Source organism: Bradyrhizobium sp. cf659, from assembly GCF_900113725.1.
Lineage (GTDB): Bacteria > Pseudomonadota > Alphaproteobacteria > Rhizobiales > Xanthobacteraceae > Bradyrhizobium.
On record NZ_FOQJ01000006.1, the window covers coordinates 187,922 to 212,453 of the forward strand.

Consider the following 24,532-nt stretch of genomic DNA (forward strand, 5'->3'; position numbering starts at 1 on the left):
AGGTGGAACACAATTGAATTCGATTGCGGATCGTTGAAGCAGGTTCACGACACATGTCGAATGCACCATCAGCCCTTCCCCCTCTGGCGAGCCTGCGCGCATTCGAAGCTCTCGCACGGTCAGGCAGCGTGAAACTTGCTTCCGAAAGTCTGAATCTCACGCCGTCCGCGATCACGCATCAAATTCGTACGCTCGAAGCACACTTCGGGATTCAACTGGTTCGGCGCAGCGGCCGGAGTATCGAACTCACTGAAGACGGGGCGATCTATGCCAGTGCCGTCCTGAGCGCTTTCAACGAACTGTTTCGCGCGAGCGACCTCTTGGAGGATAGAAAGCGCGGCCCTATCGTCCGGGTCAGCGTAACCCCTACGTTCGCGATGCTCGCTGCGCTCCCTCACCTCGAAAGATTCCGCATCGACAATCCGGGGCTTGATCTGAGACTGGAGGCCAAGAACACCCTGGCCGATTTCGAGAGAGACAATATCGACGCCGCGGTCCAATTTGGCGAGCCCCCGTTCGGCAGCCTGACCTATCATAGGCTGCTCAGGTCGCGCGCTGCCCCATGCGCGGACCCGAAGCTATTGGATCGCTTCGCCCCAATTCAGCACCCGGAAGACCTGACGAAGCTGCCGTTGATAAAGTTCGCCACGGCGCCGGATCTTTGGCAAAGGTGGTTTGAGGAGTACGAACCGCAGGTCGCCACCAAGGAACCGGACCTTGTCGGCGACAGCCTCTTGACGGCCATACAGATGGCTAGGTCATCGATGGGCGTCGTGCTGGCGCCTTTTCCTCTGATCGCACCGCTGGTCAGCAGCGGCGCCCTGACGGTCATAGCGCGATGGGGCTCGAAAAACATGGCGCTGAGGGACTTCTACTTTACCCATCGGAAGGTCGACGGCTCGTCCGAGAAAATCAAAGCTGTCCATAAATGGCTGAAGGCCGTGGCCAAGGCCTTGGAGACTGATGCTAGGAAGTTCGGCGTTTAAAAAATCGAGGTTCTTGAGCCAGTTCTGTCCAAGGCCGCTATCCGGCGTATTGCACACGTGCCGAGTTCGCTGACTCCGCAACACAGGCCTTGTGGGTCTTCTTCACCCCAGATGCTTCGATTTTTCGCGCTTCTGCGGCCTCTTTGCATTCGGGCGCTTAGTCCGCGTCGAGAATTTACGCGGCGCTTTCGCGATTCCGAGGACCTGCGGCTCGTTGCCCAGAACATACTCGCGAGCCACGCTCATTATTTCCGATGAGAATTCCGGATGATCCACCGCCCGGGCCAACAGCAAGGCACCCACGATCTCGGATACGACGGCAATCGCTTCTCGCTTCGATGGGCCGTTCACGTCTCTGGACAGAACGTCGATCATCTCTCTCAAGCCGTTTGAAAACGTCCTTCTGATGCCCATGCCGGCCCGAGACACCTCGGCTCCGAGCGAGGGAAGCGCGCAACCGTTCGCGATATCGTCGCGGTGTCGATCCGCGAGGTAGTAGTCGACGATGCTCAGAAGACGTTCGCCGGGACCCGAGCGATCGGCCGCCTTCCGCCATCGCTCCACCGATCCGTCCATGGCTCTGGCGAAAGCTCTTTCGATCAGATCACGACGAGATTTGAAATGGAGATAGAAGCCGCCGTGCGTCAGACCGGCAGACTTCATGAGCCTGGCAATCTTGACGCTTTCGATTCCCCGCTCGCGGATCCGAGCCGAAGCACACTCGACGATACGAGCCGACGTTCCGGCTCCATGACCTTTCTCGTAGCGCATAATGTCCCGCCGTCAACGAGCAATTGACCGATCGAAATTCGCGACTACATTCCCCGCGCCCGCGTGCGGCCGTCCGTTGGGCCAATCGTGGTGCAATCGCCTCTCCGGTTTATCGTACTTCAACCCAGTGCAGCCCAACACGGCAAAGCTGCTACCACGCCTATTCAACATTGAATTACCCACCTCCGGCTCTGGATGATAATCATCATCCAGAATTTGCGAGGATCTGCCAATGACGAGGACTGCTGCGCCTTCACCCGACCGGCCCGGTGCTCCGGTGCAGACGGGCCAGAAGATTGAGCCGAGGGAAATCCGCAAGCGGGTTGTTCGGGCCAACGGGCTGGAGTTTCCGGTCCTTGAAGTTGGCGACGGCCCCCTGGTGCTATGCTTGCACGGTTTTCCCGATCACGCGCAAAGCTGGGTTCATGTCTTGGGCCGTCTTGCGCAGGAGGGATATCGGGCCGTTGCTCCGGCACTGCGCGGATTTTGGGCCGGTGGCGCTGCACCCGACGGATCCTACCGTGCCGCGGCAATTGGGCAGGACGTCCTCGCCCTCATCGAAGCTTTGGGCGCCGAACAGGCCGATGTCATCGGTCACGATTTCGGAGCAAGAGCGGCCTATTCCGCGGCAAGTCTCGATGCATCGCGGATCCGCAAGCTTGTAGGGCTGGCGGTCCCCTATGGGAAAGGCTTGTCGCAGGCATTCCTGGCCGACGGCGATCAACAGCGACGAAGCTGGTACATGTTCTTCTTCCATACGCGTTTTGCCGAGCCGGCAGTTCAGCTCAACGACTTCGCCTTCCTCGATCGGCTTTGGCGGGAGTGGTCGCCCGGCTACAAGATGCCGGCTTCGGATCGCAGCGCGTTGATCGAAACGTTCAGACAGCCCGGAGTCGTGCCCCAGACGCTCGCCTACTACAGGCAATTGTTCACGCCGCCAGCCGAAGCGGAAGCGCAGGCCCTCGAAGCTCGCGCCAACGGCCCGATTGCCGTCCCAGCCCTCTATTTGCACGGGGAGGAGGACGGCTGCATGTCAGCGCGGCTTAGCGACGATATGGCTGCAGCGTTCACGAAGGGCTTCGAACGCGTGGTCATGCCCGGCGTCGGCCATTTCCTGCATCTCGAGAAGCCCGAGGCGGTCTTGGACCACATTTTGCCTTTCCTCAAGAGCTGATGGCCTCGAGGCGCGCCGCGCGGCCCACCTTTCCATACGAAAATCGTCCCAGTCACATCCTCCAAGGAAACGCCGATGTCCAAACAGCATCCCATCTTGATTACTGGCGCCGGCGGAGATGTAGGCTCCATCAGCAAGACGATGATCAATATGCTCATCGAGAAGAAGCATTCGGTGCGTGCCTTCGTACGTAAAGACGACGAGAGGGCGCAAGCTCTTCGACAGCTGGGCGCCGACGTATTTGTGGGAGATCTCCTCAACGTCGCAGACGTTGCCGCCGCGCTGAAAGGCTGCCGCCGGGTCTACTTCAGCATGAGCTTGAATCCCTATTACACCGATGCAACGATCTTGATGGCAGCCGCCGCGCGCGCACAAGGAGACCTCGAGGTCTTTCTCAATATTTCAGAGTTCGAGCAGTCCTATATGGACTTCACGCGGATGACGGCCCCTTATGAGACGCGGCGGGAGTGGTTGGGAGGACTTGTCGCCGACTGGTCGCCGCAGCAGAGAGCCCATTGGACCTCCGAACAGGCTCTGAATTGGTCCGGCCTGCCGGTCGTCAATATCCGGGCTACGATGTTCGTTGAAAACCCGATTCTTGCCTGGTTTCCGCTCAAGCAGTTGCTGGGCGCCGGCGAGCTTCATCTCCCCTTCGGCAAGCACAGGATCGCCCCGATTGCCGCCTACGACGTCGCCGAGATTTGTACCAAGATCTTGATCGATCCGTCGACGCACGTATCGAAGACCTACGAGCTCACCGGCCCGGAGGCGAAGGACATGCAGGGCTTGGCCGAGGATTACGCTTCGACGTTGGGAAGACCCGTTTCCTACGTCCCTCAGGATCTGAACGCCTGGATCGAGGCCTACATCAATGGTGCTCTGGCAGCTCGCGTCCCACACACCGCGGAGCACCTGAGGACGATCACCCGCCTCGCCGCAAGTGGACGCTATGAGGCCGTCACAGGCGAACTCGAACATCTGCTCGGACGCGCTCCGAAGAGCTTCAGATGGGCCTTGGAGCGATCGCCCCGGCTCCTCGAAGCCCGCGGCAAAGGCTGATCGCGACGAACTCTGTCCGAAGCTGAATCCCGGGCCCCTCACATAGTGGCTCGTGGCTCAGTTTCTTGCGCCTCTCGCTGCCTTCGCCGCCGACTTGCCTGCGGATTTCACGCGTTGCACCGGACGGCGGATCAAGGCCTCGGAGGCTTGCTGCAGGTGGCGTAAGCACTCATCGTGCTGCAGGCCGGGGCTCAATTTCCCGCCGAGATGCCGCAGGCCCCATCGACCGAGAGCCAACACGATGACGCCGAGCTCTCGGCCCGGATCCGTCAGAGTATAGGCCGCCCTGGGAGGGTGATCGCTGTAGAATTCGCGGCGCACGAGGCCGTGTTCCTCAAGTATCTTCAAGCGATCGGAGAGCACATTGGGAGCCATGCGGGGCAGACGCTCCTGAAGATCCTGAAAGCGCATGGTGCCGGGAAGCAGGTCCCTGATGATGAGCAGCGTCCACCGCGCGCCGACGATGTCGAGCGTTCGGGCTACCGGACAAGTTACGTCGAGGCTCTTTCTTGCCATCCAAATGGGGTCCGAGAATCCTTATCTTGTCTAAATATAGTCAATATTCCCGGAATTGAAACTGCGCCGATGTGCCGAGAGCCATGATCTGCGGGCCCGCGTCCCGCGCGACCAGGTTCGCTGGCACGGTCCCATGTGCATCGTTGCAGGCCGGGCGCCTACGACACCGACCGCGCCCATCGATCGGTCTTCCTCTTTGTGGCGCCGTGAGATTCTTCGCGCGTGCTCTTATGGAGTCTGCGACCCGCCGTTTGCTTGCGCCTCACTCCTCAGCTCGCGGCGCAAGATCTTCCCGACATTGCTCTTGGGAAGTTCTGTCCTGAACTCGATCAGCTTTGGAACCTTGTACGGCGTCAACTGCGTCCCGGCAAAACTGACGAGCTCCTCCGCCGTCAGCTGGGGGGCGGCACGAACAACAAAGATTTTCACCGCCTCGGTGGATTTCATGTCCGGCACGCCGATTGCGGCACACTCCAGCACCGCCGGGTGGCTCGAGATCACCGCTTCCACCTCGTTCGGATACACATTGAAGCCCGAAACGATGATCATATCCTTCTTGCGGTCCACGATCTTGGTGAATCCGTCGGCCGACATGACGCCGATGTCACCGGTTCGGAAGAACCCGTCAGGGGTCATCACCCGGGCGGTCTCATCGGGCCTGTTCCAGTAGCCGGACATCACCTGTGGTCCTTTTCCGCAGACCTCGCCGGCTTCACCGATCGGGACTTCGTTTCCGTCGTCGTCGCGGATCGAGATATAGGTCGATGGAAGCGGCAAACCGATCGAGCCGGAGAACTCCGTCATGGTCGGCAACGTGGCCGTCAGCGTCGGTGACGTCTCGGACAGTCCGTAGCCCTCGGAAAGGACACAGCCCGTCACCGCAAGCCACTTGTCCGCGACAGCCTTTTGAGTTGCCATTCCTCCGCCGATCGCCATCCGCAACTGTGAAAAATCCACGTTCTTGAAGTCGGGATGTCGTAGGAGCCCGTTGAACAGCGTGTTGACGGCCGGAAAGCTGTGAATCTTGTATTTGCGGAGCTCCTTGACGAAACCATCGATATCCCGCGGGTTCACGATCAGAAGATTGGCGCCGCCGATCCGCACGGAGAACAAGAAGCAAACGGTAAGCGCGAAGATATGATACAGCGGCAGCGCGCAGACCGTCAGCAAAGGTTCGCCTGGGTGAACGCTGCGGAAGGCAGGCTCGCTCCAGGCGCAAATTTGAAGCACGTTGGCCACCATATTGCGATGGAGCAAGATCGCTCCTTTCGAGACGCCGGTGGTGCCTCCCGTGTATTGCAGGAAGGCAACGTCGTTCGGTCCGACATCAGGTCTCCTCAATTTCAGCTTCCGACCTGCCGACAGCGCATTCTTGAACGAGACGGCGCCCGGCAGTGCATAGGCAGGGACCATCTTCTTCACCTTGCGCACGACAAAGTTTACAAAGACCCCCTTTGGACCGAGCAACTCCCCAATCGAGCAGATAACGATGTGCTTGACCTTCGTTCTTGGCAACACCTTTTCCAAGGTCGCAGCAAAGTTCTCGAGGATGAAGATCGCCACCGCGCCCGAATCGTTCAACTGATGCTCGAGTTCTCGAGGCGTGTAGAGAGGGTTCACGTTCACAACCGTGCAGCCGGCGCGCAAGGCCGCCGCGCCAGCGATTGGATTTTGGAGAACGTTCGGCATCATCACCGCGACCCGACTTCCCCTTGCGAGGCCTTTGCTCTGCAGGTAAGCGCCGATTGCAGCCGACATCTCCTCGAGCTCGCGGTAGGTGATTGCCTTGTCCATGCAGATGGCCGCTTTACGATCTCCAAACTTCGCAAAGCTCTCTTCGAACATTTCGATCAATGACGGGATTTGATTGGCGTCGATATCCGCAGGCACGCCGTCGGGATAATTCCCCAGCCAAAAACGTTCCACGTTTTACTCCCCCCTTTGGTAGGACCGCCTTTGAGGCCTCGATCTGTCCGCCGAATGCGCCACAGCTGCGGTTGCCCGAGCGACGATATCAGCGCAGGAACCTGAATACCACCGTTCCTTTTTGGAATTGACTTTCTATCAAAATTAAAGTGACCTATTTGCTCGTTTCGAAAAGCCGAGCCGGATTCGCGAGAGATCGCGCCCGGCTGACCGCGCCACGTTGATAGCAAAGGGGCATGTCCGCCGGGCTCCCCTTCGTTCTCACGCGAAAATATATCGACTTGGAACTGACAGACGGCAGGAGAAGACGGATGACGATCGCAGAGTTCATAAGCAATGAAGTCAATGCAAACGAAGTCGTGCTATTCATGAAGGGATCGCCTAGCTCGCCGGCCTGCGGATTTTTCGGCGCAGGTCGTCCGAATCCTCGAACATCTGGGCGTGACGTTCAAGTCGCACGACATCTACCAGTCCGAGGAATTGCGGCAGGGAATCAAGGCGTATTCGGACTGGCCGACGATTCCGCAACTCTACGTGCGCGGCGAATTCGTTGGCGGCTGTGACATCGTCACGGAAGTGTTCCAGTCGGGCGAATTGCAACAGTTGCTGTCGGAAGAGCACCAAGTCGCGCACTCGTCCTGAGCTTGCCGCAACAACAACTGAGGTCCGCCTGCTTGGCGGGCTCTCGCAATTGTCATGATGACAGCACAGCCATCAGCTCTGGGGACAGCTGACCGTCCATGCGTCGGACGGCAGTATGACAAGACCGTAGCTCGCCTTTCATTCGCGATCGACCGCCCAGCGGTGGCCATGGGCGCCGCCCCAAGACCACGATCCTGCTGGGCGGCTATCGTGCGAATTTAGATATGCGCCATCTCACCAATTCGTCGGCGCCTGGGCCGGCTTTCGGCCGAACATCCCTCAAGTGGATAGTCGCTCCCGTGTCTTCATCGACAGTCGCCAACTTCACCCGGCTTCCCCCGTTCTTGTTGATGAATTCGAGTGGAGGTCCGGCGCTGCCGGTCACTCCCCATTTGTCGCCGACCTGAGCGAGCGCCTGAATCACGAGAACCACGTCCCAGCCTCGCCCGGACAGGACATACTCATAGCGATCGGGTCCAGTTCGATAGAGACGACGCTCGATCAATCCGTTTCGCTCGAGATGTTTTAGCCGATCAGACAGCGTGGCATGGGTAATGCCGCTCGACTTCTTCAGATCCTCGTACCTGCTTATCCCCAACGAGAGGTCACGTAGGATCAAAAAAGCCCAGCGGTCCCCGACGGCGTCCAGGACGCCGGCGATCGAACACGCCATTCCTTCAAAGCTTTTCAAGCGCATCCGTCGTTGGCCCATTCAAGCAACACAAGGCCCCCCGCAGACGAGCTGCATCCGAAATCGCGGGGCGGCGGCAAAAATCGCTTGCCGGATGTCACTATTATTATTAGAGTGACTATAAGTAAAGCATCAAGATAATCGCGGGAGGAATTATGCCGGTTCAAGCCGTTCCGCATGAAGTGACAATCGAGGTCAATGGTTCTCGCAGGACGGTGACCGTCGAGGCGCGCAGATTGCTCGTCCATCTCATCCGGGAGGATCTCGGCCTCACCGGCACGCATGTCGGGTGCGATACTTCTCAATGCGGCGCCTGTACCGTCGAGATCGACGGACAGGCGGTGAAATCTTGCACCGTCCTCGCCGTCATGGCCGACGGCTCCTCCATCACGACGATCGAGGGCGTGACCGGCAGCGGCGGCGATCTCGACCGGGTTCAGGCCGCGTTTCAAGATCACCACGCGCTTCAATGCGGCTTCTGCACGCCAGGCATGGTCATGAGCGTGCGAAATCTGTTGAAGGAGAACGCCGCCCCCAACGAGCGCGAGATACGGCACGGTCTTGCCGGAAATATCTGCCGGTGCACAGGCTATCATAACATCGTGCGCGCCGTCGAAAGCCTCGCATCGAAGGGGGACGTGGCATGACCATTTCGACCGGAAAACGACTCATCGGCCAGCCGCTGAGGCGGCGCGAGGACCGCAAACTGCTCGCCGGCAGGGGCCGATACGTCGACGACATCAAGTTGCCGGGCATGCTGCACATGGCGATACTCCGATCGCCACACGCGCACGCCGCGATCAGCAGCATCGATCTGTCGCATGCGAGAGCGGCGCCCGGAGTCCGCCTGGTTCTTTCCGGCGAGGCGCTTGTCGACAGGATCGGTCCTATCGTGCCCAACTGGATTATTCCCGGCAGCAAGGTGCCGGTCCGTCCAGTGATCGCGACCGACCGCGTTCGCTTTGTCGGAGAATGCGTGGCGCTGGTGGTGGCGGAGACGCTGGCGCAAGCCTACGACGCAGTCGGTCTGATTGAGGTCGACTATGAGGTACTACCCGCGGTGACCGAGGAGGCGGTCGCCGTCCAAGAGGGCGCGCCGCAGCTTCACGAAAACGTACCTGGCAACGTCACGACCCTCTACAAGGTCAAGGGAGGCGATTACGCCAAGGCAAATCAGGAAGCGGATCAGGTCATCAGTCTCCGCGTCATCAATAACCGCTTGATTCCGACCTGCATGGAGACGCGCGCGGTCATCGCCGCACCAGAGCCAGACGGCACGCTCACCGTTTATATCGGCAGCCAGGTTCCTCATATGCACCGGCGCTGGATCGCGGAGACGGTCGGTATCCCCGAACATCAATTGCGCGTGGTCGCACCTGATATCGGCGGTGGCTTCGGTGCCAAGATGCATCTGTATCCGGAAGATCTGCTTTGCCCCTATCTCGCTCGCGAATTGAGCGTCCCGGTGAAGTGGTGGGAGACTCGCTCGGAGAGCCATCAATCAACCAGCCACGGCCGCGCCCATACCGAGGATATAGAGGTCGCTTTCAAGAACGATGGAAGGATCCTGGGCCTCAAGGTCAGCACCCTCGGGAATGTCGGAGCCTATTTGTCAAACATGGCGACCGGCGGTCCGACCGTGAACACGGTCAACTTCGGAACGGGGACCTACAAGATCGACAATTACGAAGCATTTTCCCGGGTCGTCGTCACCAATACGGTGCCAGTAGACGCGTACCGCGGCTATGGCCGGCCCGAAGGAGCCTACATCGCGGAGCGCGCCATCGATGCCGTGGCGCGCCATCTCAATCTCGATCAGGTGGACGTCCGACGAAAGAACTTGCTTCGTTCGTCGGATTTCCCTTACCGGCCGTATGGCAGCACGGGCGTGATGTACGACAGCGGCGACTATCAGGCCTTGCTGGACAAAGCGCTGGCGGCATTCGATTATGAAAAACGCCGTGAAGAATGCGAGAGCTTGCGCGGGAGCGGCATCTACCGCGGCATTGGAGTCGCTGCCTACACGCATATGTGCGGCATGGCTCCATCACGCCGTTTGGCTCCCGGCGGGTTCAACCGCGGAGGCTGGGAAAGCGCTCGCGTCAGCATTGATTCCAGCGGCCGGGCCACTGTTTACTCCGGCTCGATGAGCCAGGGGCAAGGCCATGCCACGTCGCTCTCGCAAATCGCCGCGGACGTTCTGCAAATTCCGATAGAGGATATCGAGATCGTTCAGGGTGACACGCGCCAGGTGCAAGCCGGACACGGCACGTTCAACTCACGCTCCATGGCCGTCGGCGGATCGAGCGTTCACGTGTCTGCCCACCAGGTCATTGCCAAGGCCAAGAAGATCGCTGCGGGCATGTTGGAGGTGGACGAAAAGGATGTCTCCTATTCGGCGGGCGCATTCACCGTACCCGGCACCGATATCGCGCCGCTGACCTTTTCCAAGGTGGCGCGCATGGCATATGTCGGCCATAAGCTGCCCGACGGAGTAGCCCCCGGCCTCGACGAGACGGTTTTTTATGATCCTACCGGCATGGGCGCGCCGTCAGGCGTCCACCTCGCCTATGTGGAGGTCGATCCCCAAATTGGAACGGTCAACATTCTCGACTATGTCGCGGTGGACGATGTCGGGACGTTGATCAACCCGCTTCTGGCGGCCGGCCAAATCCATGGCGGCGTCGTGCAGGGCATTGCTCAAGCCCTTTATGAAGAAGTCAGCTACGACCCCGAGAACGGACAGCTCCTGACCGGTTCGCTGCTCGACTATGCCGTTCCCCGCGCCGAGCATGTCCCGAACATCCGATCCTTGTTCCAGGAGACGCCGTCGCCCACCAATCCGATTGGCGTGAAAGGCATCGGTGAGAGCGGCTCGATTGCTGCTCCGCCCTGCATGGTCCACGCCGTGCTCGATGCGTTGTCGCCATTCGGCATCAAACATCTCGATATGCCTCTCACGCCCCCACGGATCTGGGCTGCAGTACGCAGCGCACGCGCAGGAGCCGCCTGATGATCCCCGCTGCATTCGATTATGTCCGCGCGTCTTCCCTCGCCCGGGCGATCGAGCTGCTGCGCGACAATCCCGACGGAGCGAAGCTCCTGGCCGGCGGCCATACCCTGCTTCCAGCGTTGAAGTTGCGGCTGGCTTCGCCCGAGCTTTTGATCGACATCCGCGGTATCGCCGAGATCAAGGGCATCGAAATCGGCGAGACCCATGTCAGGATCGGCGCGCTCACGACTCACGCCGAGCTGTTTGCTTCCGAGCCGTTGAATGAGATATTCCCGGTCTTCCAGGAGGCCGCCAGTGTTCTCGCCGATCCTCAGGTGCGGAACCGCGGCACGATCGGCGGTTCACTGGCGAATGCCGACCCGGCGGCAGACTGGCCAGCCGTCGTCTTGGCGCTGCGGGCGGAAATCGAGATCGCTGGCGCAGCCGGACGCCGCACCGTATCGGCCGAAGACTTTTTCGTCGATATTTTCTCGACGGCCCTGGAGCCTGACGAAGTTCTTGCCGCTATCCTCATCCCGAGACCGAAACCGGGCACGCGTTACACCTATCGGAAGATCCGGCATCCGGCGAGCGGGTTTGCGGTCGTGGGAGTCGCGGTGGGGATGCAAATGCAGGGCGGTATCGTAGCCGACGTTTCCATCGGCATCACCGGTGTAGCGAACCACGCCTTCGTAGGCAGGGCAGCGTCCGACTTCCTGATCGGCAAGACTCTCTCTCGGGACAACATCGATGAAGCCGCCCAAATGGTGAGTGAGATCACCGAATGTCTCTCGGACCGATATGCGCCGGCCCAATATCGCGCGGACTTGATCCGGATCGAGCTCGGGCGAGCTCTACTTGCGCTTTCCTCTTGAGACGGCACCGGCCGGCCGGCCTGCATTGCGGCCACCCGAAGCGCCGCCAAATCGCCTTCGGTTGAAAGACACGGCACCTGCTCCGGGGACGATCTCGACGTCCTCGAGCCGCAAAGGCCGGCCATCCGCCCTTTTCAGCTCCGGATATTCAATCGGACGTCCCGCCTCGCGATCGAGAAACACGACCTGCGGTCCCTCTGACTCTGCGAGCCAGTCGTCACCCCATTTCTTCAACGCCAAGTAGGCCGGAAAAAAGTCGCGGCCCTTGTCGGTGAGGACATACTCATATCGTCCCGAATGTTCGGGCAGAGGTACCCGCCTCATAACACCGGCACTTACAAGCTTCTTCAACCTGGCGCTGAGGATGTTCGGGGCGATTCCGACGTACATCTCGAACTCGTCGAAGCGCTTCACACCGTAATACGCCTCCCGCAAAATCAGGATAGACCAGCGGTCCCCGACGATTTCCATCGCTCGCGCAACGGAGCATTCCTTGTTGGCGAGACGGCCCTGCTTCGCACTGGACATAGGTTTTCACCTCCAAACCCAGCCCATACCAAATCGAGCGGGATTCGTGTATGTCCAGTTCGAGCCATTTCGCGTCTATTCTTCAGGCGGCCTGTCCCGGCTCGCTTGTCGTCTTGGCAGTCGCGTCTGGCCCCTGGGCACGCCGATGAGACACCAGAACGCCCGCTTCGCTCAATCGCTTCAGCTCTTCTTCGCTGATGCCGAGCTCGCCGAAAACCGCAAAGTTGTGCTCTCCCTGGAAGGCCGGCGCTCCAATCGGCGACAACTGGTCTCCGGAAAAGTGCCACGGTCGCCCCGGCAACCGGTATTCCCCGCCGCTTCGATCAGGAACCCGTTGGACCGCGCCCCAATAGTCGCTCCACTCCGAAGATGCGAGCTCCTTGATGGAGCGGATTTCGCCCATCGCGATTTTGGCTTCGTCGAACTGCGCATCCAGCGTCGCCATGTCCGGGAATGTCAGGATCCAGGACTGGATGATCTGGTGCAGCAGACCGAAGTTCAACCGGCGCGCGGCCGCGGTGGCGAACCGTGGATCCTCGATCAGATCGACGCGGCGCATCGCTCTTAGCCAAGACGGAAACGTCAGGCTGCCGATGATGCTCGTTGCGACGGTGAACTCGTCGCCTTGGGGCCCTATGAAGAACGAGCAGTCGGTCGCCCCCAGCACCGCCGGCTCCGCGCCAATGTCGTCATCGGACAGATCGACGTGGGCCCGCTCATTGACCGCCAGCAGCGTCGCCGCCATGGCGATGTCTATATACTGGCCCTGCCCGCTCTTCTGCCGGCTGTTGAGAGCCGCGAGGATCGCGATCACGCCCTGCAAGCCAGTGTAAACGTCCGCATGCGAGAGGCTGTCGGTGCGCGGCTCTGCTAACGCCTCGCCGTAGTGACGAATGCTGTTATGGGTGAAGCCGGCCTCGGCCTGCACGGTCGGCGCATACGCCATCCGGCTGCGCCAGGGACCACCCTGCCCATACCCGGTGATGGAAGCGTAGATCAATTTCGGGTTTCGCTTGGACAGCGTATCATAGTCGAGGCCGAAGAAATTCAGCGTGCCAGCGCGGAAATTCTCGACCACCACATCCGCCGTGTCACAGAGCTTCAGGACCAATTCGTAGGCCCCCGGAAGATTGAGATTGATGCTGACGTTGCGTTTGCCGGCATTCTGCTGCGCGTAATAGCCTGACATCCCGTCGGTCGACGGAAACGCGAACCGGCTGACGTCGGGGCTCGGCGGCTCAATCTTAATGACCTCGGCGCCGAGATCCTGCAGCGTCCTCGCGCACAGGGGGCCCGCCAGGACGCGCGAGAAATCCACGACTCGAATTCCACTGAGGGGACCAGTCATGTCAGCGCCCCGCGAACTTTGCGAGACCAGGACCGTTCTTGCGATAGGACGCAAGACCAGTCTTCAGATCCTCAGACGCCCATATCGGCGCCTGCACTCTCGCCATCGCCTCGTCGGCCGCCGCGACGCCCTCGTTGACCGCGATATAGGCGAGCTCCTTGGTGGCGGCGTGCGCGACCGTGGGGCCTTGCGCAAACTCCTCCGCGATCGCCATCGTCGCAGTCTCCAGGGATTCCTCCGGCACCGTCAGATTGATCAGCCCCCATTTCTCCAGAGTCGGGGCGTCGTAGCGCCGCGCCAACATCGACATTTCCTTGGCGCGCTGCGCGCCGATGCGCTGCACCTGACGCTGGATTCCGCCCAGCAAAGGATGCAGCCCCAGCGTCGCCTCGACCGAGCCGATCTTTGCCGAGCTAGCCGCGATGATGTAGTCGCAGGACAGGGCGAGTTCGAGCCCGCCGCCCAGGCAGACACCGTGGATGCTCGCAATCAGGGGAATCGGCAGCAGCTCCATGAAGCGCAGGAATTCGACGTTGGTTCGCCGCATATTTGCGCCGCTCCGTTCGGCATCGTCGGCCGCGACCTGCGTCTCGAAAATATCCAGATCCGCTCCGGCCGAGAAATGGCGCAACCCGCTACGGATGACGATCGCACGGCTTCCAGCCTTCTGAGCTGCCTCGACCTGCTGAACGATCGCACTGAGGAACTTGGGGCCGAGCAAATTGTACGGCCGGTAGACCATGGTCAATACCGAGATATTTCCGCGCTCGTCGCGCGTCACCAATGCCTCTTCAGACAAAGCCGCCTCCCTGGTCGTCGACGCCGCTCCGTAACGGCTCTTATTTTCCTACGAGAATTGTCACACCATGACTTGCAGTTTGCAAGCATCAATCTGCCGGCACATCCTGACGCACGACTTTATTTCTCAAAACTCCGATATTCTCGGCTTCGAGCTCGATCGTATCCGAATGCTCAAGGTACCATCCCAGCTCGAGACCGCAGCCATTGCCGACCGTACCCGAGCCGATGAATTCACCCGGCATCAACGTCTCATCCCGTGTCACATGCGCGATGATTTCTTCGAACGAGAACAGCATGCCTTCGCTGGTGCCTCGGGAACGGGTCACCCCGTTGATGCGCGCTTCCATTGTGAGATTGTAGGGATCACCTATTTCGTCTGGCGTCACGATCCAGGGCCCGAGCACGTTGCCGCCGTCGAAGCTCTTGCCTTTGGCGGGCCCGAGCCTTCCTTCCATCTCCACTCGCTGGGCATCGCGCGCGGAAAAGTCATTGAAGATCGTGAACCCGAATATGTGATCGCGCGCTTTCGCTGCGGAGATGTTCGCGCCCCTATTCTTGGTGATGATGCCGAACTCCAACTCGTAGTCCATCACTTGGCTGTAGCGGGGCCATCTAACGGTGGTGTTGGGACCTCCGACGCTGAAGCGGTTCGTGATGTAGTAGATCGGCTGCTTGCGATAGACTTCCGGTAATTCAGGCAGAGGCGCCGCCTGAAGGCGGGCGAGCTCAACCGCATCGCCGGCCTCTCGCGCCTGGAATTTGAGGTGTCCGATTGGCGCTTGAACGATGTGCACCGGAAACGACATGCCGTCGCGCATTTGGCGCGGCTCCGGCAGGGGCGCGAGAAGCTCGGATGCGGCGACATCGAACGACAGATCTTGGTCCTGCCCGTACCGGCTGAACAGGTGCGACGCTACATCGAGCGACGCATCGCAGTCGTCGATGAGATCGAGCATCGAATGGAAGGCCGGATTTGGTTTGCCGGCTCGCTCGGAAGCGGAAGCGAGATCGAACAAACGCGTGTCGCCGGCATGAACCAGCGCGACTTTGTTCCGACCATTCGATCGATAGGTGGCCAACTTCAACGGCCCCTCCCCTGATTTGAGTTTTCCTTGTTGGCCGAAGCATATCCAATAACTATTCTTTTGCAAGTCATCAGACGGACGGATCGGCGACCTGCCCCCCCAACCATCTCCATGCCACGCCATTAGCAGCATCGGCTCAGGAGCGTCGGCCAATAGTGCGCGCTCGATGTGACTAGTCGGCGCAGGTCGAGCTTTCTGCCGCGCCGAAGCTCTGCTTCTGCATGGCCAGCGTATAGCTTTCACCTGATATGCCCCTATTCGGCCCCTCGCGAGGAGTAAACATGCAATCCCCCATCCTGATCACCGGCGCCGCCGGAACCATTGGCCATGTTGCATGCAAGCTGCTAGTCGAGCGGGGCTCGAAGGTACGGGCCCTCGTCCGCAGCGAGGACGCCCGATCGGCCAAGCTGGCTAGCTTAGGAGTTGAGATCGTCGTTGGCGATCTCCTCGACCTGCATGCGATGCATCGAGCGGTCGAAGGTTGCGAGCGGGTCTACTTCGGTATGGCGGTTTCACCTTCATATCTGGAGGCGACCGTCAACGCTGCAGCCGTCGCGAAACACCACAAGGTGAGCGCGTTCGTGAACATCTCTCAGATGACCGCATCGCAGATGAGCATTAATTCGACGACCGACAGCCCGCAGCAAAAGCTGCACTGGCTCGCAGAACAGGCATTGAATTGGTCCGGACTACCCGTCGTACACGTCCGCCCCACGGCATTCCTGGACACCTTTTTCCTTCGACTGTCCGCGAGCTCTATCCGTGACCATGGACAAATTCGCTTGCCGTTCGGAAACGGGAAGACGTCGCCGATTGCAAGTGAAGATGTTGCGCGCGTGATCGCAACCATCCTCGAAAACCCAGGCCCGCATATCGGCAAGATTTATGAACTGACGGGACCCCGGTCGCAGGACATGAACGGAGTTGCCGAAGAGTTCTCCAAGGCGCTCGGAGATCCGATCACTTATGTCAACGTTCCCTGGGAACCTTGGCGCAAGCAGTTGGAGAATAGCGGACGGTTGCCTCGCCATGCGCTTTCCCATCTCGCGACAATGGCGCTTCTCAAACAGCAGAATCGGTACGACAGGTTGACATCAGATGTCGAGAAGATCACCGGCAAGCCGCCGCTTGGCGTCTACGATTTCGTTCTACGCCATGCGGGCTTTTATATGACGGGAGGCTAGGCGAGACCGCGTCAAGATTACCAGACGTCCGCGGTACGTCATCGGCGATGCACAGCGGCGCATACGGGCGCTCCAGGTCAGTTACGGCATGCGAAACCGACCCTGAGAATCTGATCGTCCCCTCAAATCCGAGGTTTATATACCTTATATAGCGACTTATAATTTGATAGTCGCGACACGACCTCGCTCCGATACGGGCAACGGTCGACAGATCGATGGGCGTGTCACCACTGCCTCTAAGCTCGGAGTCCAGACATGAAGGCTTACCTCTGCAAATACATTCCGCCGCGGGCCGATTTCTTGACGACGATGACGGCCGACGAAGCAAAGTGGATGAAGCAGCATGGAGCGTTCCTGGACGATCTGCTCGCCCAAGGAATAGTCGTCGCTCACGGCCCCGTCATGGATCCGAGTGGCGGTTATGGCGTCTCACTCTACCAGATTGCCGACGATGAGAACATCGAAGCGATTACCTCAGAGGATCCCATCGTGAAGAACGGCGCCGGCCATTATGAGCACTATCCGATGCGTCATTTGGCGGCTCGAGGCTGAACGCCGCGTCCATCACCTCCAGGATCGGGCACCGAGCGAATCTGGCGTTTGCCTCTCGGACTTGCGCGGGATGCGCGCTCCAGTACGGCGCCAAAATCGGCCGAGAAAGCAACGCGCTTCTTTTTCCGGCGGTCGGCGCACTAAAGAATATACGACGGACTCATAAGGGGACTGGACGCTCAAAAAATTGAGCGTCCAGTCTGTTTAGTCCCTTGCTTCTTCAGAAGCGTCAGGCGATTGCGCGCACCGGCACGGAAGCCGTGCTCACACCGTCGAGGAAGCCCGTCAGCCGCTGCCGGATGATGCGTTCGGCACCATCCATGATGCGATCGATCAACTCCTTGACGGTCGGAATATCGTTGATCAGCCCGACCACCATGCCGCAGCTCCAGGCCCCGGCATCCATGTCGCCTTCCAACATCACCTTTGGATAGACGCCGGCAACCTGGTCGAGAATGTCCTCGATCTTCAGGCTCGCGCCCTTCTCGCGCTCGATCTCGATCAGCTCGCTGACGCCCTTGTTCTTCAACACGCGCTCGGTGTTGCGCAGCGCGCGCATCACGAGAACGGTGTCAAGCTCGGTCGAATTGACCAGTGCTTGCTTCACCTTGTCGTGGACCGGCGCCTCCTTGGTGGCGACGAAGCGGGTGCCCATGTTCATGCCCGCCGCACCCATGGAGAGAGCCGCGACGAGGCTGCGCGCATCCGCCATGCCGCCCGACGCGACGAACGGGATCTTTAGCTCATCGGCCGCACGAGGCAGCAGGATCATGTTGGGAATGTCGTCCTCGCCGGGATGACCGCCGCACTCGAAGCCATCGACACTGACCGCGTCGCAGCCGATCTTCTCCGCCTTCAGCGAATGCCGCACCGAAGTGCATTTGTGGATCACCTTGATGCCGGCGGCCTTCAGCGCCGGCATGTACTCTTCCGGGCTACGGCCAGCGGTCTCGACCGCCTTGATGCCGCCTTCCTTGATCGCGGCGATATATTCGGGATAAGGGGGCGCGGTAAAGCTCGGCAGGAAGGTGAGATTGACGCCGAACGGCTTGTCCGTCATGTCGCGACAGCGCGCGATTTCCTTGGCCAGCAACTCGGGCGTCTTCTGGGTGAGGCCGGTAATGAGGCCGAGGCCGCCGGCGTTAGACACCGCTGCTGCAAGTTCGGCAAACCCGACATAGTGCATCCCGCCCTGAATAATCGGATGTTCGATGCCGAACAGTTCAGTAATCGCTGTCTTCACGATGATCTCCCGCAGTTCCGTTCAATGGATGATTTCGAAAAGGCCCGCCGCGCCCATGCCGCCACCGATGCACATGGTCACGACACCGTACTTTGCCTTCCGTCGCCGCCCCTCGATCAGAAGGTGGCCAGTGAGGCGGGCGCCGGTCATGCCATAGGGATGACCGATCGCAATCGAGCCCCCATTGACGTTGAGCTTGTTCGGGTCGATGCCGAGCTTGTCGCGGCAATAAATCACCTGAACCGCATAAGCCTCGTTGAGCTCCCAAAGATCGATGTCGTCGATCTTCAGGTTGTGACGCTTCAGCAGGCGGGGGATCGCGACCACCGGGCCGATACCCATCTCATCCGGCTCGACCCCCGCGGCAACGAAGCCACGGAAGATCCCGAGCGGTTTGAGCCCCTTCTTGGCCGCGATCTTGTCGCTCATGATCACGCATGCTGATGCACCATCCGAAAGCTGGCTCGCATTGCCGGCGCTGATGGTTTTGCCCTCGAACACCGGCTTGATCTTGGCGAGGCCTTCTGCGGTCGTATCAGGACGCGGGCCTTCGTCCTTGGTGAGGGTCACCTGTTCATAGGAAACCTGCTTGGTGTCTTTGTTGACGAGCGCCATTTTCGTCGTGATCGGAACGATCTCCTCGTCGAACCGACCGCTCTGCAGGGCGGCCCCGACCCGGCGCTGGCTCTCCAGGCTGTATTCATCCTGCTTGTCACGGCCGATCTTGTAGCGCTCGGCGACGACCTCGGCCGTATCGAGCATCGACATGTACATTTCGGGCTTCATCGCCATCAATTCATCGTCGACCATATGGAACTTGTTCATGTGCTCGTTCTGCACCAAGCTAATCGACTCGATGCCGCCGCCGATCGCGATGTCCACGCCGTCAAGCATCACGGAACGTGCCGCCACGGCGATCGCTTGCAGGCCTGAGGCGCATTGCCGGTCGATGGTGGTGCCGGCGACGGTCACCGGCATGCCCGCGCGGATCGCCCCCTTGCGGGCTACGTTCATCACCATGGTGCCTTGCTGCATGGCGCAGCCCATCACCACGTCTTCGACTTCACCCGGGGCAATGCCGGCGCGCTTCACCGCCTCGGCCATGACGTGACCGGCCATGGTAGGCCCCTCCGTATTGTTGAGGGATCCGCGGTAGGCTTTGCCGACCGCCGTACGAGCGGTGGAAACGATTACTGCTTCTGTCGTCATACTCGCCTCTTTTCTTACGCGGCCGCGCCCAGTCGTGCATAGCGCAGGACGTGGAACGCGGGGTCGCCGAACTGGATGTTGATGGAAGAGATGCGCTTGAAATAGTGGCCGACATTGAGCTCGTCGGTCATGCCCATGCCGCCATGCAGCTGCACAGCCTGTTCGGCAACGAACTTGGCCGCATAGCCGATCTTCGTCTTGGCTCCCGATGCGAGCCGCGAGAGACCCGCTTCACCGCCGCTGATGCTGAGATTGAGATGCTGCATCAGGGAGAGCGCCTCCTGATGGGCGATGAACATGTCGACCATCCGATGCTGCAGCACCTGGAATGAACCGATCGTGGTGCCGAACTGCTTGCGCGTCTTCGAGTATTCCAATGTGGCGGAATTCAGCTCGCCAATGGCACCGACCGCTTCCGCGCAGAGCGCGCCGATGGCGCGATCGCGGCAGGCCTCCAGCGCTGCCACGCCCTCGCCTTCCTTGCCGAGCAACTGTCCGCGGACATTGCGCAGATTGATCTCGGCGGCGCGACGGCCGTCGATGGTCTTGAAGCTCTGCAGATCGACGCCAGCCGCGCGGCGGTCGACCACGAACAGACTGACCCCGCCGCGATCCCGTCGATTACCCGAGGTAAGCGCGGAAATGACAAGGTAATCCGCCCATGGCGCCGCGATCACTGCCGTCTTTCCACCGCTCAGGACGTAGTCATCGCCCTCACGTCGCGCGGTGGTCGTCACGTCTGCGAGATCGAACCGGCCCCCCTTCTCCGTCCAGGCCAGCGTCCAGATCTTCTTGCCCTCAATGATATCGGGGATGAAGCCCTGTTTCTGCGCGGCATCGCCTAGCCGTTCGATCAAGCCGCCGGCCAGCACCACCGTCTCGACGAACGGCTCGACGACGAGATGGCGCCCGAATTCATGCGCGATGATCATGGTCGATAGCGGGCCGCCGCCGAGGCCGCCGGCATCCTCCGCGAACGGCGCAGCCAGCAAGCCGAGTTCGGCAAACGCCTCCCATTGCCTGCGGCTGAATCCTTGTTCGTCGGCGACGATCTTGCGGCGCGCCTCGAAATCATATTGGTCGCGCAGCAGGCGCTGGATGCTGGATCGCAGCAGTTCCTGCTCTTCAGTAAACTGAATATCCATCCGACCCTCTCGATACCCCGGCTACAGACCCAGGACAGCTTTTGCGATGATGTTGCGCTGAATCTCGTTCGACCCGCCGTAGATGCTGAGCTTGCGGGAATTCAGGTACTTCTCCGACGCGGTGTGCCCGTATTCAGGACCGGGCATGAAGTGATTGGCGCTGGTCGGTTGCTCTCGCAGCGCGAGCCCGTGATTGCCGATCGCGCGGTGGGTCAGTTCGGTGATGTTTTGGAAGATCTCGGTGCCGCGGATCTTGAACAGCGATGCGGCCGGCCCAGGATCGATGCCGCGTGCCATCTGAGCCACGACACGCAGCTCGGTCGCCTCGAGCGCCAGTACGTCGAGTTCGACGAGGGCGATCTCGCGCTGGAAGTCGAGATGCATCGGATCGTCGGACGGGATCTCGGCTTCTACGATTCTCTTCAGTTTGTTGATGTAGCGTGTTGACCGGCCGATGCCGGCCATGCTGGTGCGTTCGTTGCCGAGCAGAAACTTGGCGTAGGTCCAGCCCTTGTTTTCCTCGCCGATCAGGTTCTCGACGGGGACACGAACGTTCTCCAGAAAAACGTCGTTGACCTCATGGCTTCCGTCGATGGTGATGATCGGTCGCACGGTGACGCCCGGCGACTTCATGTCGATCAGCAGGAAGGAAATGCCGGATTGTGGTTTCGCATTCGGATCGGTCCGCACCAGGCAGAAGATCCAATCCGCATGCTGAGCGAGCGTCGTCCAGGTTTTGTGGCCATTGACGATATAGTGATCGCCCTCGCGCACGGCCTTGGTGCGGACGGTTGCCAAGTCAGAACCGGAGCCTGGCTCGGAATAGCCCTGGCACCACCAGTCCTCGCCCGACAGAATACGCGGAAGAAACTTCTTCTTCTGGGCCTCGTTACCGAACGTGTAGATGACGGGCCCCACCATGGTGACGCTGAATGCCAAAGGCGGCAGCGTGCCGGCCCGGCTGGTCTCCTGTTCGAAGATGAAGCGGCGCGTAATCGACCAGCCGGGCCCACCGTACTCCTTGGGCCAGAGAGGCGCGATCCAGCCCTTTTTGTGCAGAATGCGATGCCAAAGCAGCGATTGCTCCTTGGTCAGGTCGGTCTCCGGATTCGGGACGCGCATTTCCGCAGGGTAGTTTTCCGCGATGAAGGAGCGCACTTCGTCCCGAAATGCGGCATCCTCCGGAGAAAGCGCCAGCTCCATACTATTTGCTCCTCACCACTTCTCGCCGAAAGGACGAATCTCCAGCTCGAACGTCCATGCGCTTTTCGGCTGCTGGTAGAGTTGCCAATAGGATGCAGCAACGGAGGACGGCGGCATCAACGCATCAGGATCATCCAGCGCGTTTGGCCCGAGAGCCTCCAGCCGCCGCTGCCGAACCCATTCGGTATCCACGCCGGAATCGATGATCAGATGCGCGACGTGGATATTTTTCGGACCAAGCTCGCGGGCCATCGCTTGCGCGACCGCGCGAAGGCCGAATTTGGCACTAGCAAAGGCGGCATAACCGCTGCCGCCGCGGAGCGAAGCGGTCGCCCCCGTAAAGAAGATGTTGCCGCCCCCGCGCGGCAGCATGAGCCGGGCCGCCTCACGGCCGGCCAGAAAGCCGGAATAGCAGGCCATTTCCCAGACCTTGCGGAAAACCCGCTCGGTCGTTTCCAGAATCGGGAAGTTGACGTTCGCGCCGATGTTGAAGATGCAAACTTCCAGCGGCGCCTGCTTGTCTGCATCGTTCAGGAAGGAGACGATCTCGTCTTCCTTGCGAGCGTCGAGCGAACGGGCGTGAATCTCTCCGCCGGCAGCCTCGATGTCCTTGACGAGGGGAGCCAGCTTTTCGCCGTTACGACGGCCGGCGAAGACCGTGAAGCCTTCTGCGGCAAACTTCTTGGCGATCTCGCCGCCGATGAAATCGCCGGCGCCGATGACTGCCGCAGTTGCGTTTCTCTTCTGCACGGGCGTGCTCCCTGTGAGGTTATACGTCGCTTGCGAACGATTTTGCTGTGAACCCGCCGGACCGCGTCCGTCGACGCGCCCTCGGCATCATGGAAGTACATAGCGTTCTTTTTTAGAACTCGTCAATTGATATTTGACGTTGGTGCTTCGAGTTCGCAAGGCGCACCACACTCCAACCTCAAACTGATCAGCATTTCGACCCTGACAGCCAAGCACAGCAGAAGATGCGCTCTCCCGAAGGACAGCTCATTCAAGGTGAGCTCGCTCACGGCACAAGATTGAAGGACACCAGCGCTGTCCTTTATTTTGGCGATTGCGATCTAACGGTATTTCCGGGCGAGCGCCGTCGAAAGCCTGGCCTGCTAGATGCGCAACGGTTATCGCCGGCGAGCTTTGGCCAACGGCGAATTTCATTTCATGATCGCCGAACTTCGATGCAGATATCACTTAGCCTTGGAAGCGGCCCCGCATTGTTCGACGATGGATTCCTCCACGTCCCGCAACTGGTCCTTGCCGAAGAATATTTCCTTGCCGACGAAGAAAGTCGGCGAGCCGAACGCGCCCCGGCTCACAGCGTCGTTCGTCAGCTCGATGAGCCTCTTCTTCACGTCGTCTTCTTGCGCACGCTTTGCAATGCGATCGATATCGATGCCTGAAGAGATGAACGCGCTGCGGAAAACCTCAGGGTCGTCCATCTTCTTCGGTTCTTCCCACATATGATGATAGGCCGCCCGGAAATAGGGCTCGAACACCCCCTCGAACTGGGCAGCAACCGCACAGCGCATCAACATGAGGGTATTGACCGGGAAGAAGGGGTTCGTGCGAAATTTCGTCACGTTATGGCGGCGAATAAACCGCTGCGTCTCGAGCGCCTGGTACTCCGGCTTGTTCTTGATTCCACGCAGAGAATCGAAGGGCGACATGTTTCCGGTGGCCTTGTAGATGCCGCCAAGAAGGATCGGGACGTACTCGAATTTCACCCCGGTGCGCTGTTCGATGCCTGGGATCGCGACCTCGGCCAAATAGGCATTCGGGCTACCGAAATCGAACAGGAACTCTACTTTCGGGGTCATATCGGCGTCCTCCGGACAAATTCGAAGATTGTGATAACGATCTACAGTTCGTTTTTTGAACTGTCAAACTGATACTCCGGCGATTTGGTCGATTTTTCCGAGGGGTATTGTTTGGGGATCAGTACCTATCTAGAATGGTATGGCTTGTCGCTTCTCCGCAGATTCGTGGGAGAATGATGGGGTTTATTGGAGACCGCGGATGAAATGGAAAGAACTTGAGGAAGAGCCATGTTCGATGGCCAGGACGATCGCGGTCATCGGCGACCGATGGACGCTGCTTATCCTGCGCGAATGCTTTCTGCGCACCCGCCGCTTCGAGGGATTCCAGTCCGCGCTGGGTATCACGCGGCATCTGCTTGCCGAACGGTTGAAGAAGCTTGTCCGCCAAGGCATTCTCCGCCGAGTCCCCTACCAGGAATCGCCGAAGCGTCACGAGTACATCCTGACCCAGAAGGGCCTCGATCTCTATCCGATCATGATGGCGATCGTCCATTGGGGCGACACTCACATGGTCGACGAACGCGGTCGGCCGCTTCTGCATCTGCATCGTAACTGCGGTAAGAACTTCGACCCCGTCATGGTTTGCTCCGAGTGTGGCGAGCCGGTTTTGGCCAAAGAGGTCCACACGCATCCGGGCCCAGGTGCCAGGCGCCCCCTCGCGCAAAAGGAAATGGAAGCACCGGCCCCAAAACCCAAAGCGCGCCGCAAAGCAGCCTGATCGCCCCTGCCCTGTGGAGCCCGCCAGGCGGCTACCGAGGAGCCGACCGCTTCACCGCGAT

Annotated in this window: 23 protein-coding genes and 1 pseudogene; 10 read left to right on the plus strand and 14 right to left on the minus strand. The window is 60.0% G+C overall.

The annotated features are described in order from the left end of the window. Positions 1-53: 53 nt before the first annotated feature. Positions 54-986: a LysR substrate-binding domain-containing protein gene (locus tag BM118_RS25010; protein ID WP_092188272.1), complete on the plus strand. Its 933-nt coding sequence runs from the start codon at positions 54-56 to the stop codon at positions 984-986. A gap of 102 nt (positions 987-1,088) precedes the next feature. Here the strand turns inward: BM118_RS25010 and BM118_RS25015 are convergent, their stop codons facing one another. Next, positions 1,089-1,757, minus strand: coding sequence for a TetR/AcrR family transcriptional regulator (locus tag BM118_RS25015; RefSeq protein ID WP_092188274.1), 669 nt, complete (start codon positions 1,755-1,757; stop codon positions 1,089-1,091). Positions 1,758-1,989: 232 nt separating this feature from the next. On the opposite strand from BM118_RS25015, the gene BM118_RS25020 reads away from it, so the two are divergent. Further along, positions 1,990-2,931, plus strand: coding sequence for an alpha/beta fold hydrolase (locus BM118_RS25020; RefSeq protein ID WP_092188276.1), 942 nt, complete (start codon positions 1,990-1,992; stop codon positions 2,929-2,931). 75 nt (positions 2,932-3,006) lie between these two features. After that, a complete protein-coding gene (locus BM118_RS25025; RefSeq protein WP_177234664.1) occupies positions 3,007-3,990 on the plus strand; it encodes an NAD(P)H-binding protein in 984 nt (327 codons plus the stop codon). Positions 3,991-4,047: 57 nt separating this feature from the next. On the opposite strand, the gene BM118_RS25030 is transcribed toward BM118_RS25025, so the two are convergent. Together BM118_RS25030 and BM118_RS25035 are read right to left on the minus strand one after the other, a co-directional pair. After that, positions 4,048-4,506, minus strand: a complete 459-nt coding sequence (locus BM118_RS25030; protein ID WP_092188278.1) for a winged helix-turn-helix transcriptional regulator — start codon at positions 4,504-4,506, stop codon at positions 4,048-4,050. Between the two features lie 228 nt (positions 4,507-4,734). After that, complete coding sequence (locus BM118_RS25035) at positions 4,735-6,432, minus strand: long-chain-fatty-acid--CoA ligase (protein ID WP_092188280.1); 1,698 nt, start codon at positions 6,430-6,432, stop codon at positions 4,735-4,737. Between the two features lie 311 nt (positions 6,433-6,743). Here BM118_RS25035 and grxD point away from each other — a divergent pair. After that, positions 6,744-7,074: pseudogene (gene grxD, locus BM118_RS25040) on the plus strand (Grx4 family monothiol glutaredoxin). A 205-nt stretch (positions 7,075-7,279) separates the two neighbouring features. On the opposite strand, the gene BM118_RS25045 reads toward grxD, so the two are convergent. After that, the gene (locus tag BM118_RS25045; protein WP_092188282.1) at positions 7,280-7,771 is read right to left on the minus strand and encodes a winged helix-turn-helix transcriptional regulator; all 492 of its coding nucleotides are present in this window, start codon (positions 7,769-7,771) and stop codon (positions 7,280-7,282) included. A 149-nt stretch (positions 7,772-7,920) separates the two neighbouring features. Between BM118_RS25045 and BM118_RS25050 the strand changes: the two genes are divergently transcribed. Genes BM118_RS25050 through BM118_RS25060 form a run of 3 tightly spaced genes read left to right on the plus strand, consistent with a single transcriptional unit; the run spans position 7,921 to position 11,632 of the window. Further along, positions 7,921-8,412, plus strand: coding sequence for a (2Fe-2S)-binding protein (locus BM118_RS25050; RefSeq protein WP_092188284.1), 492 nt, complete (start codon positions 7,921-7,923; stop codon positions 8,410-8,412). Continuing rightward, a complete protein-coding gene (locus BM118_RS25055) occupies positions 8,409-10,778 on the plus strand; it encodes a xanthine dehydrogenase family protein molybdopterin-binding subunit (RefSeq protein ID WP_092188286.1) in 2,370 nt (789 codons plus the stop codon). The genes BM118_RS25050 and BM118_RS25055 overlap by 4 nt, the downstream gene beginning before the upstream one ends. After that, the gene (locus BM118_RS25060; RefSeq protein WP_092188288.1) at positions 10,778-11,632 is read left to right on the plus strand and encodes an FAD binding domain-containing protein; all 855 of its coding nucleotides are present in this window, start codon (positions 10,778-10,780) and stop codon (positions 11,630-11,632) included. The genes BM118_RS25055 and BM118_RS25060 overlap by 1 nt, the downstream gene beginning before the upstream one ends. On the opposite strand, the gene BM118_RS25065 is transcribed toward BM118_RS25060, so the two are convergent. From BM118_RS25065 to BM118_RS25080, 4 genes are all read right to left on the minus strand, one after another. Further along, positions 11,612-12,160: a winged helix-turn-helix transcriptional regulator gene (locus tag BM118_RS25065; RefSeq protein WP_092188290.1), complete on the minus strand. Its 549-nt coding sequence runs from the start codon at positions 12,158-12,160 to the stop codon at positions 11,612-11,614. The two genes, BM118_RS25060 and BM118_RS25065, sit on opposite strands and share 21 nt — an antisense overlap. A gap of 82 nt (positions 12,161-12,242) precedes the next feature. Further along, positions 12,243-13,508, minus strand: coding sequence for a CaiB/BaiF CoA transferase family protein (locus BM118_RS25070; RefSeq protein ID WP_092188292.1), 1,266 nt, complete (start codon positions 13,506-13,508; stop codon positions 12,243-12,245). A gap of 1 nt (position 13,509) precedes the next feature. After that, on the minus strand, positions 13,510-14,307 hold the full coding sequence (locus BM118_RS25075) for an enoyl-CoA hydratase/isomerase family protein (protein WP_092188294.1): 798 nt from the start codon (positions 14,305-14,307) through the stop codon (positions 13,510-13,512). Positions 14,308-14,395: 88 nt separating this feature from the next. Beyond that, entirely contained in the window at positions 14,396-15,394 is a 999-nt protein-coding gene (locus BM118_RS25080) for a fumarylacetoacetate hydrolase family protein (protein WP_092188296.1), read from the minus strand. 281 nt (positions 15,395-15,675) lie between these two features. On the opposite strand from BM118_RS25080, the gene BM118_RS25085 reads away from it, so the two are divergent. After that, positions 15,676-16,578 (plus strand): SDR family NAD(P)-dependent oxidoreductase, encoded by a 903-nt coding sequence (locus BM118_RS25085; protein WP_092188298.1) that lies wholly within the window; start codon positions 15,676-15,678, stop codon positions 16,576-16,578. A 255-nt stretch (positions 16,579-16,833) separates the two neighbouring features. Next, on the plus strand, positions 16,834-17,130 hold the full coding sequence (locus BM118_RS25090) for a YciI family protein (RefSeq protein ID WP_092188300.1): 297 nt from the start codon (positions 16,834-16,836) through the stop codon (positions 17,128-17,130). 229 nt (positions 17,131-17,359) lie between these two features. On the opposite strand, the gene BM118_RS25095 is transcribed toward BM118_RS25090, so the two are convergent. From BM118_RS25095 to BM118_RS25120, 6 genes are all read right to left on the minus strand, one after another. Beyond that, a complete protein-coding gene (locus BM118_RS25095; RefSeq protein ID WP_092188302.1) occupies positions 17,360-18,373 on the minus strand; it encodes an NAD(P)H-dependent flavin oxidoreductase in 1,014 nt (337 codons plus the stop codon). A gap of 21 nt (positions 18,374-18,394) precedes the next feature. Then, positions 18,395-19,582: an acetyl-CoA C-acyltransferase gene (locus tag BM118_RS25100; RefSeq protein WP_092188304.1), complete on the minus strand. Its 1,188-nt coding sequence runs from the start codon at positions 19,580-19,582 to the stop codon at positions 18,395-18,397. Between the two features lie 14 nt (positions 19,583-19,596). Beyond that, positions 19,597-20,727: an acyl-CoA dehydrogenase family protein gene (locus BM118_RS25105; RefSeq protein ID WP_092188307.1), complete on the minus strand. Its 1,131-nt coding sequence runs from the start codon at positions 20,725-20,727 to the stop codon at positions 19,597-19,599. Between the two features lie 21 nt (positions 20,728-20,748). Continuing rightward, entirely contained in the window at positions 20,749-21,930 is a 1,182-nt protein-coding gene (locus BM118_RS25110) for an acyl-CoA dehydrogenase family protein (RefSeq protein WP_092188309.1), read from the minus strand. Positions 21,931-21,942: 12 nt separating this feature from the next. After that, a complete protein-coding gene (locus BM118_RS25115; protein WP_092188311.1) occupies positions 21,943-22,680 on the minus strand; it encodes an SDR family oxidoreductase in 738 nt (245 codons plus the stop codon). A gap of 443 nt (positions 22,681-23,123) precedes the next feature. Continuing rightward, complete coding sequence (locus tag BM118_RS25120; RefSeq protein ID WP_092188313.1) at positions 23,124-23,753, minus strand: 2-hydroxychromene-2-carboxylate isomerase; 630 nt, start codon at positions 23,751-23,753, stop codon at positions 23,124-23,126. Positions 23,754-23,952: 199 nt separating this feature from the next. On the opposite strand from BM118_RS25120, the gene BM118_RS25125 reads away from it, so the two are divergent. After that, a complete protein-coding gene (locus tag BM118_RS25125; protein ID WP_092188315.1) occupies positions 23,953-24,471 on the plus strand; it encodes a winged helix-turn-helix transcriptional regulator in 519 nt (172 codons plus the stop codon). Positions 24,472-24,532: the final 61 nt, after the last annotated feature.

Bases quoted from the DNA above. Each gene is read 5' to 3' on its own strand.
- BM118_RS25050 (WP_092188284.1), top strand. From the start codon at position 7,921: ATGCCGGTTCAAGCCGTTCCGCATGAAGTGACAATCGAGGTCAATGGT.
- BM118_RS25030 (WP_092188278.1), bottom strand. From the start codon at position 4,506: ATGGCAAGAAAGAGCCTCGACGTAACTTGTCCGGTAGCCCGAACGCTC.
- BM118_RS25120 (WP_092188313.1), bottom strand. From the start codon at position 23,753: ATGACCCCGAAAGTAGAGTTCCTGTTCGATTTCGGTAGCCCGAATGCC.
- BM118_RS25020 (WP_092188276.1), top strand. From the start codon at position 1,990: ATGACGAGGACTGCTGCGCCTTCACCCGACCGGCCCGGTGCTCCGGTG.
- BM118_RS25110 (WP_092188309.1), bottom strand. From the start codon at position 21,930: ATGGAGCTGGCGCTTTCTCCGGAGGATGCCGCATTTCGGGACGAAGTG.
- BM118_RS25070 (WP_092188292.1), bottom strand. From the start codon at position 13,508: ATGACTGGTCCCCTCAGTGGAATTCGAGTCGTGGATTTCTCGCGCGTC.
- BM118_RS25055 (WP_092188286.1), top strand. From the start codon at position 8,409: ATGACCATTTCGACCGGAAAACGACTCATCGGCCAGCCGCTGAGGCGG.
- BM118_RS25090 (WP_092188300.1), top strand. From the start codon at position 16,834: ATGAAGGCTTACCTCTGCAAATACATTCCGCCGCGGGCCGATTTCTTG.
- BM118_RS25060 (WP_092188288.1), top strand. From the start codon at position 10,778: ATGATCCCCGCTGCATTCGATTATGTCCGCGCGTCTTCCCTCGCCCGG.
- BM118_RS25025 (WP_177234664.1), top strand. From the start codon at position 3,007: ATGTCCAAACAGCATCCCATCTTGATTACTGGCGCCGGCGGAGATGTA.
- BM118_RS25065 (WP_092188290.1), bottom strand. From the start codon at position 12,160: ATGTCCAGTGCGAAGCAGGGCCGTCTCGCCAACAAGGAATGCTCCGTT.
- BM118_RS25105 (WP_092188307.1), bottom strand. From the start codon at position 20,727: ATGGATATTCAGTTTACTGAAGAGCAGGAACTGCTGCGATCCAGCATC.
- BM118_RS25015 (WP_092188274.1), bottom strand. From the start codon at position 1,757: ATGCGCTACGAGAAAGGTCATGGAGCCGGAACGTCGGCTCGTATCGTC.
- BM118_RS25045 (WP_092188282.1), bottom strand. From the start codon at position 7,771: ATGCGCTTGAAAAGCTTTGAAGGAATGGCGTGTTCGATCGCCGGCGTC.
- BM118_RS25085 (WP_092188298.1), top strand. From the start codon at position 15,676: ATGCAATCCCCCATCCTGATCACCGGCGCCGCCGGAACCATTGGCCAT.
- BM118_RS25100 (WP_092188304.1), bottom strand. From the start codon at position 19,582: ATGACGACAGAAGCAGTAATCGTTTCCACCGCTCGTACGGCGGTCGGC.
- BM118_RS25125 (WP_092188315.1), top strand. From the start codon at position 23,953: ATGAAATGGAAAGAACTTGAGGAAGAGCCATGTTCGATGGCCAGGACG.
- BM118_RS25010 (WP_092188272.1), top strand. From the start codon at position 54: ATGTCGAATGCACCATCAGCCCTTCCCCCTCTGGCGAGCCTGCGCGCA.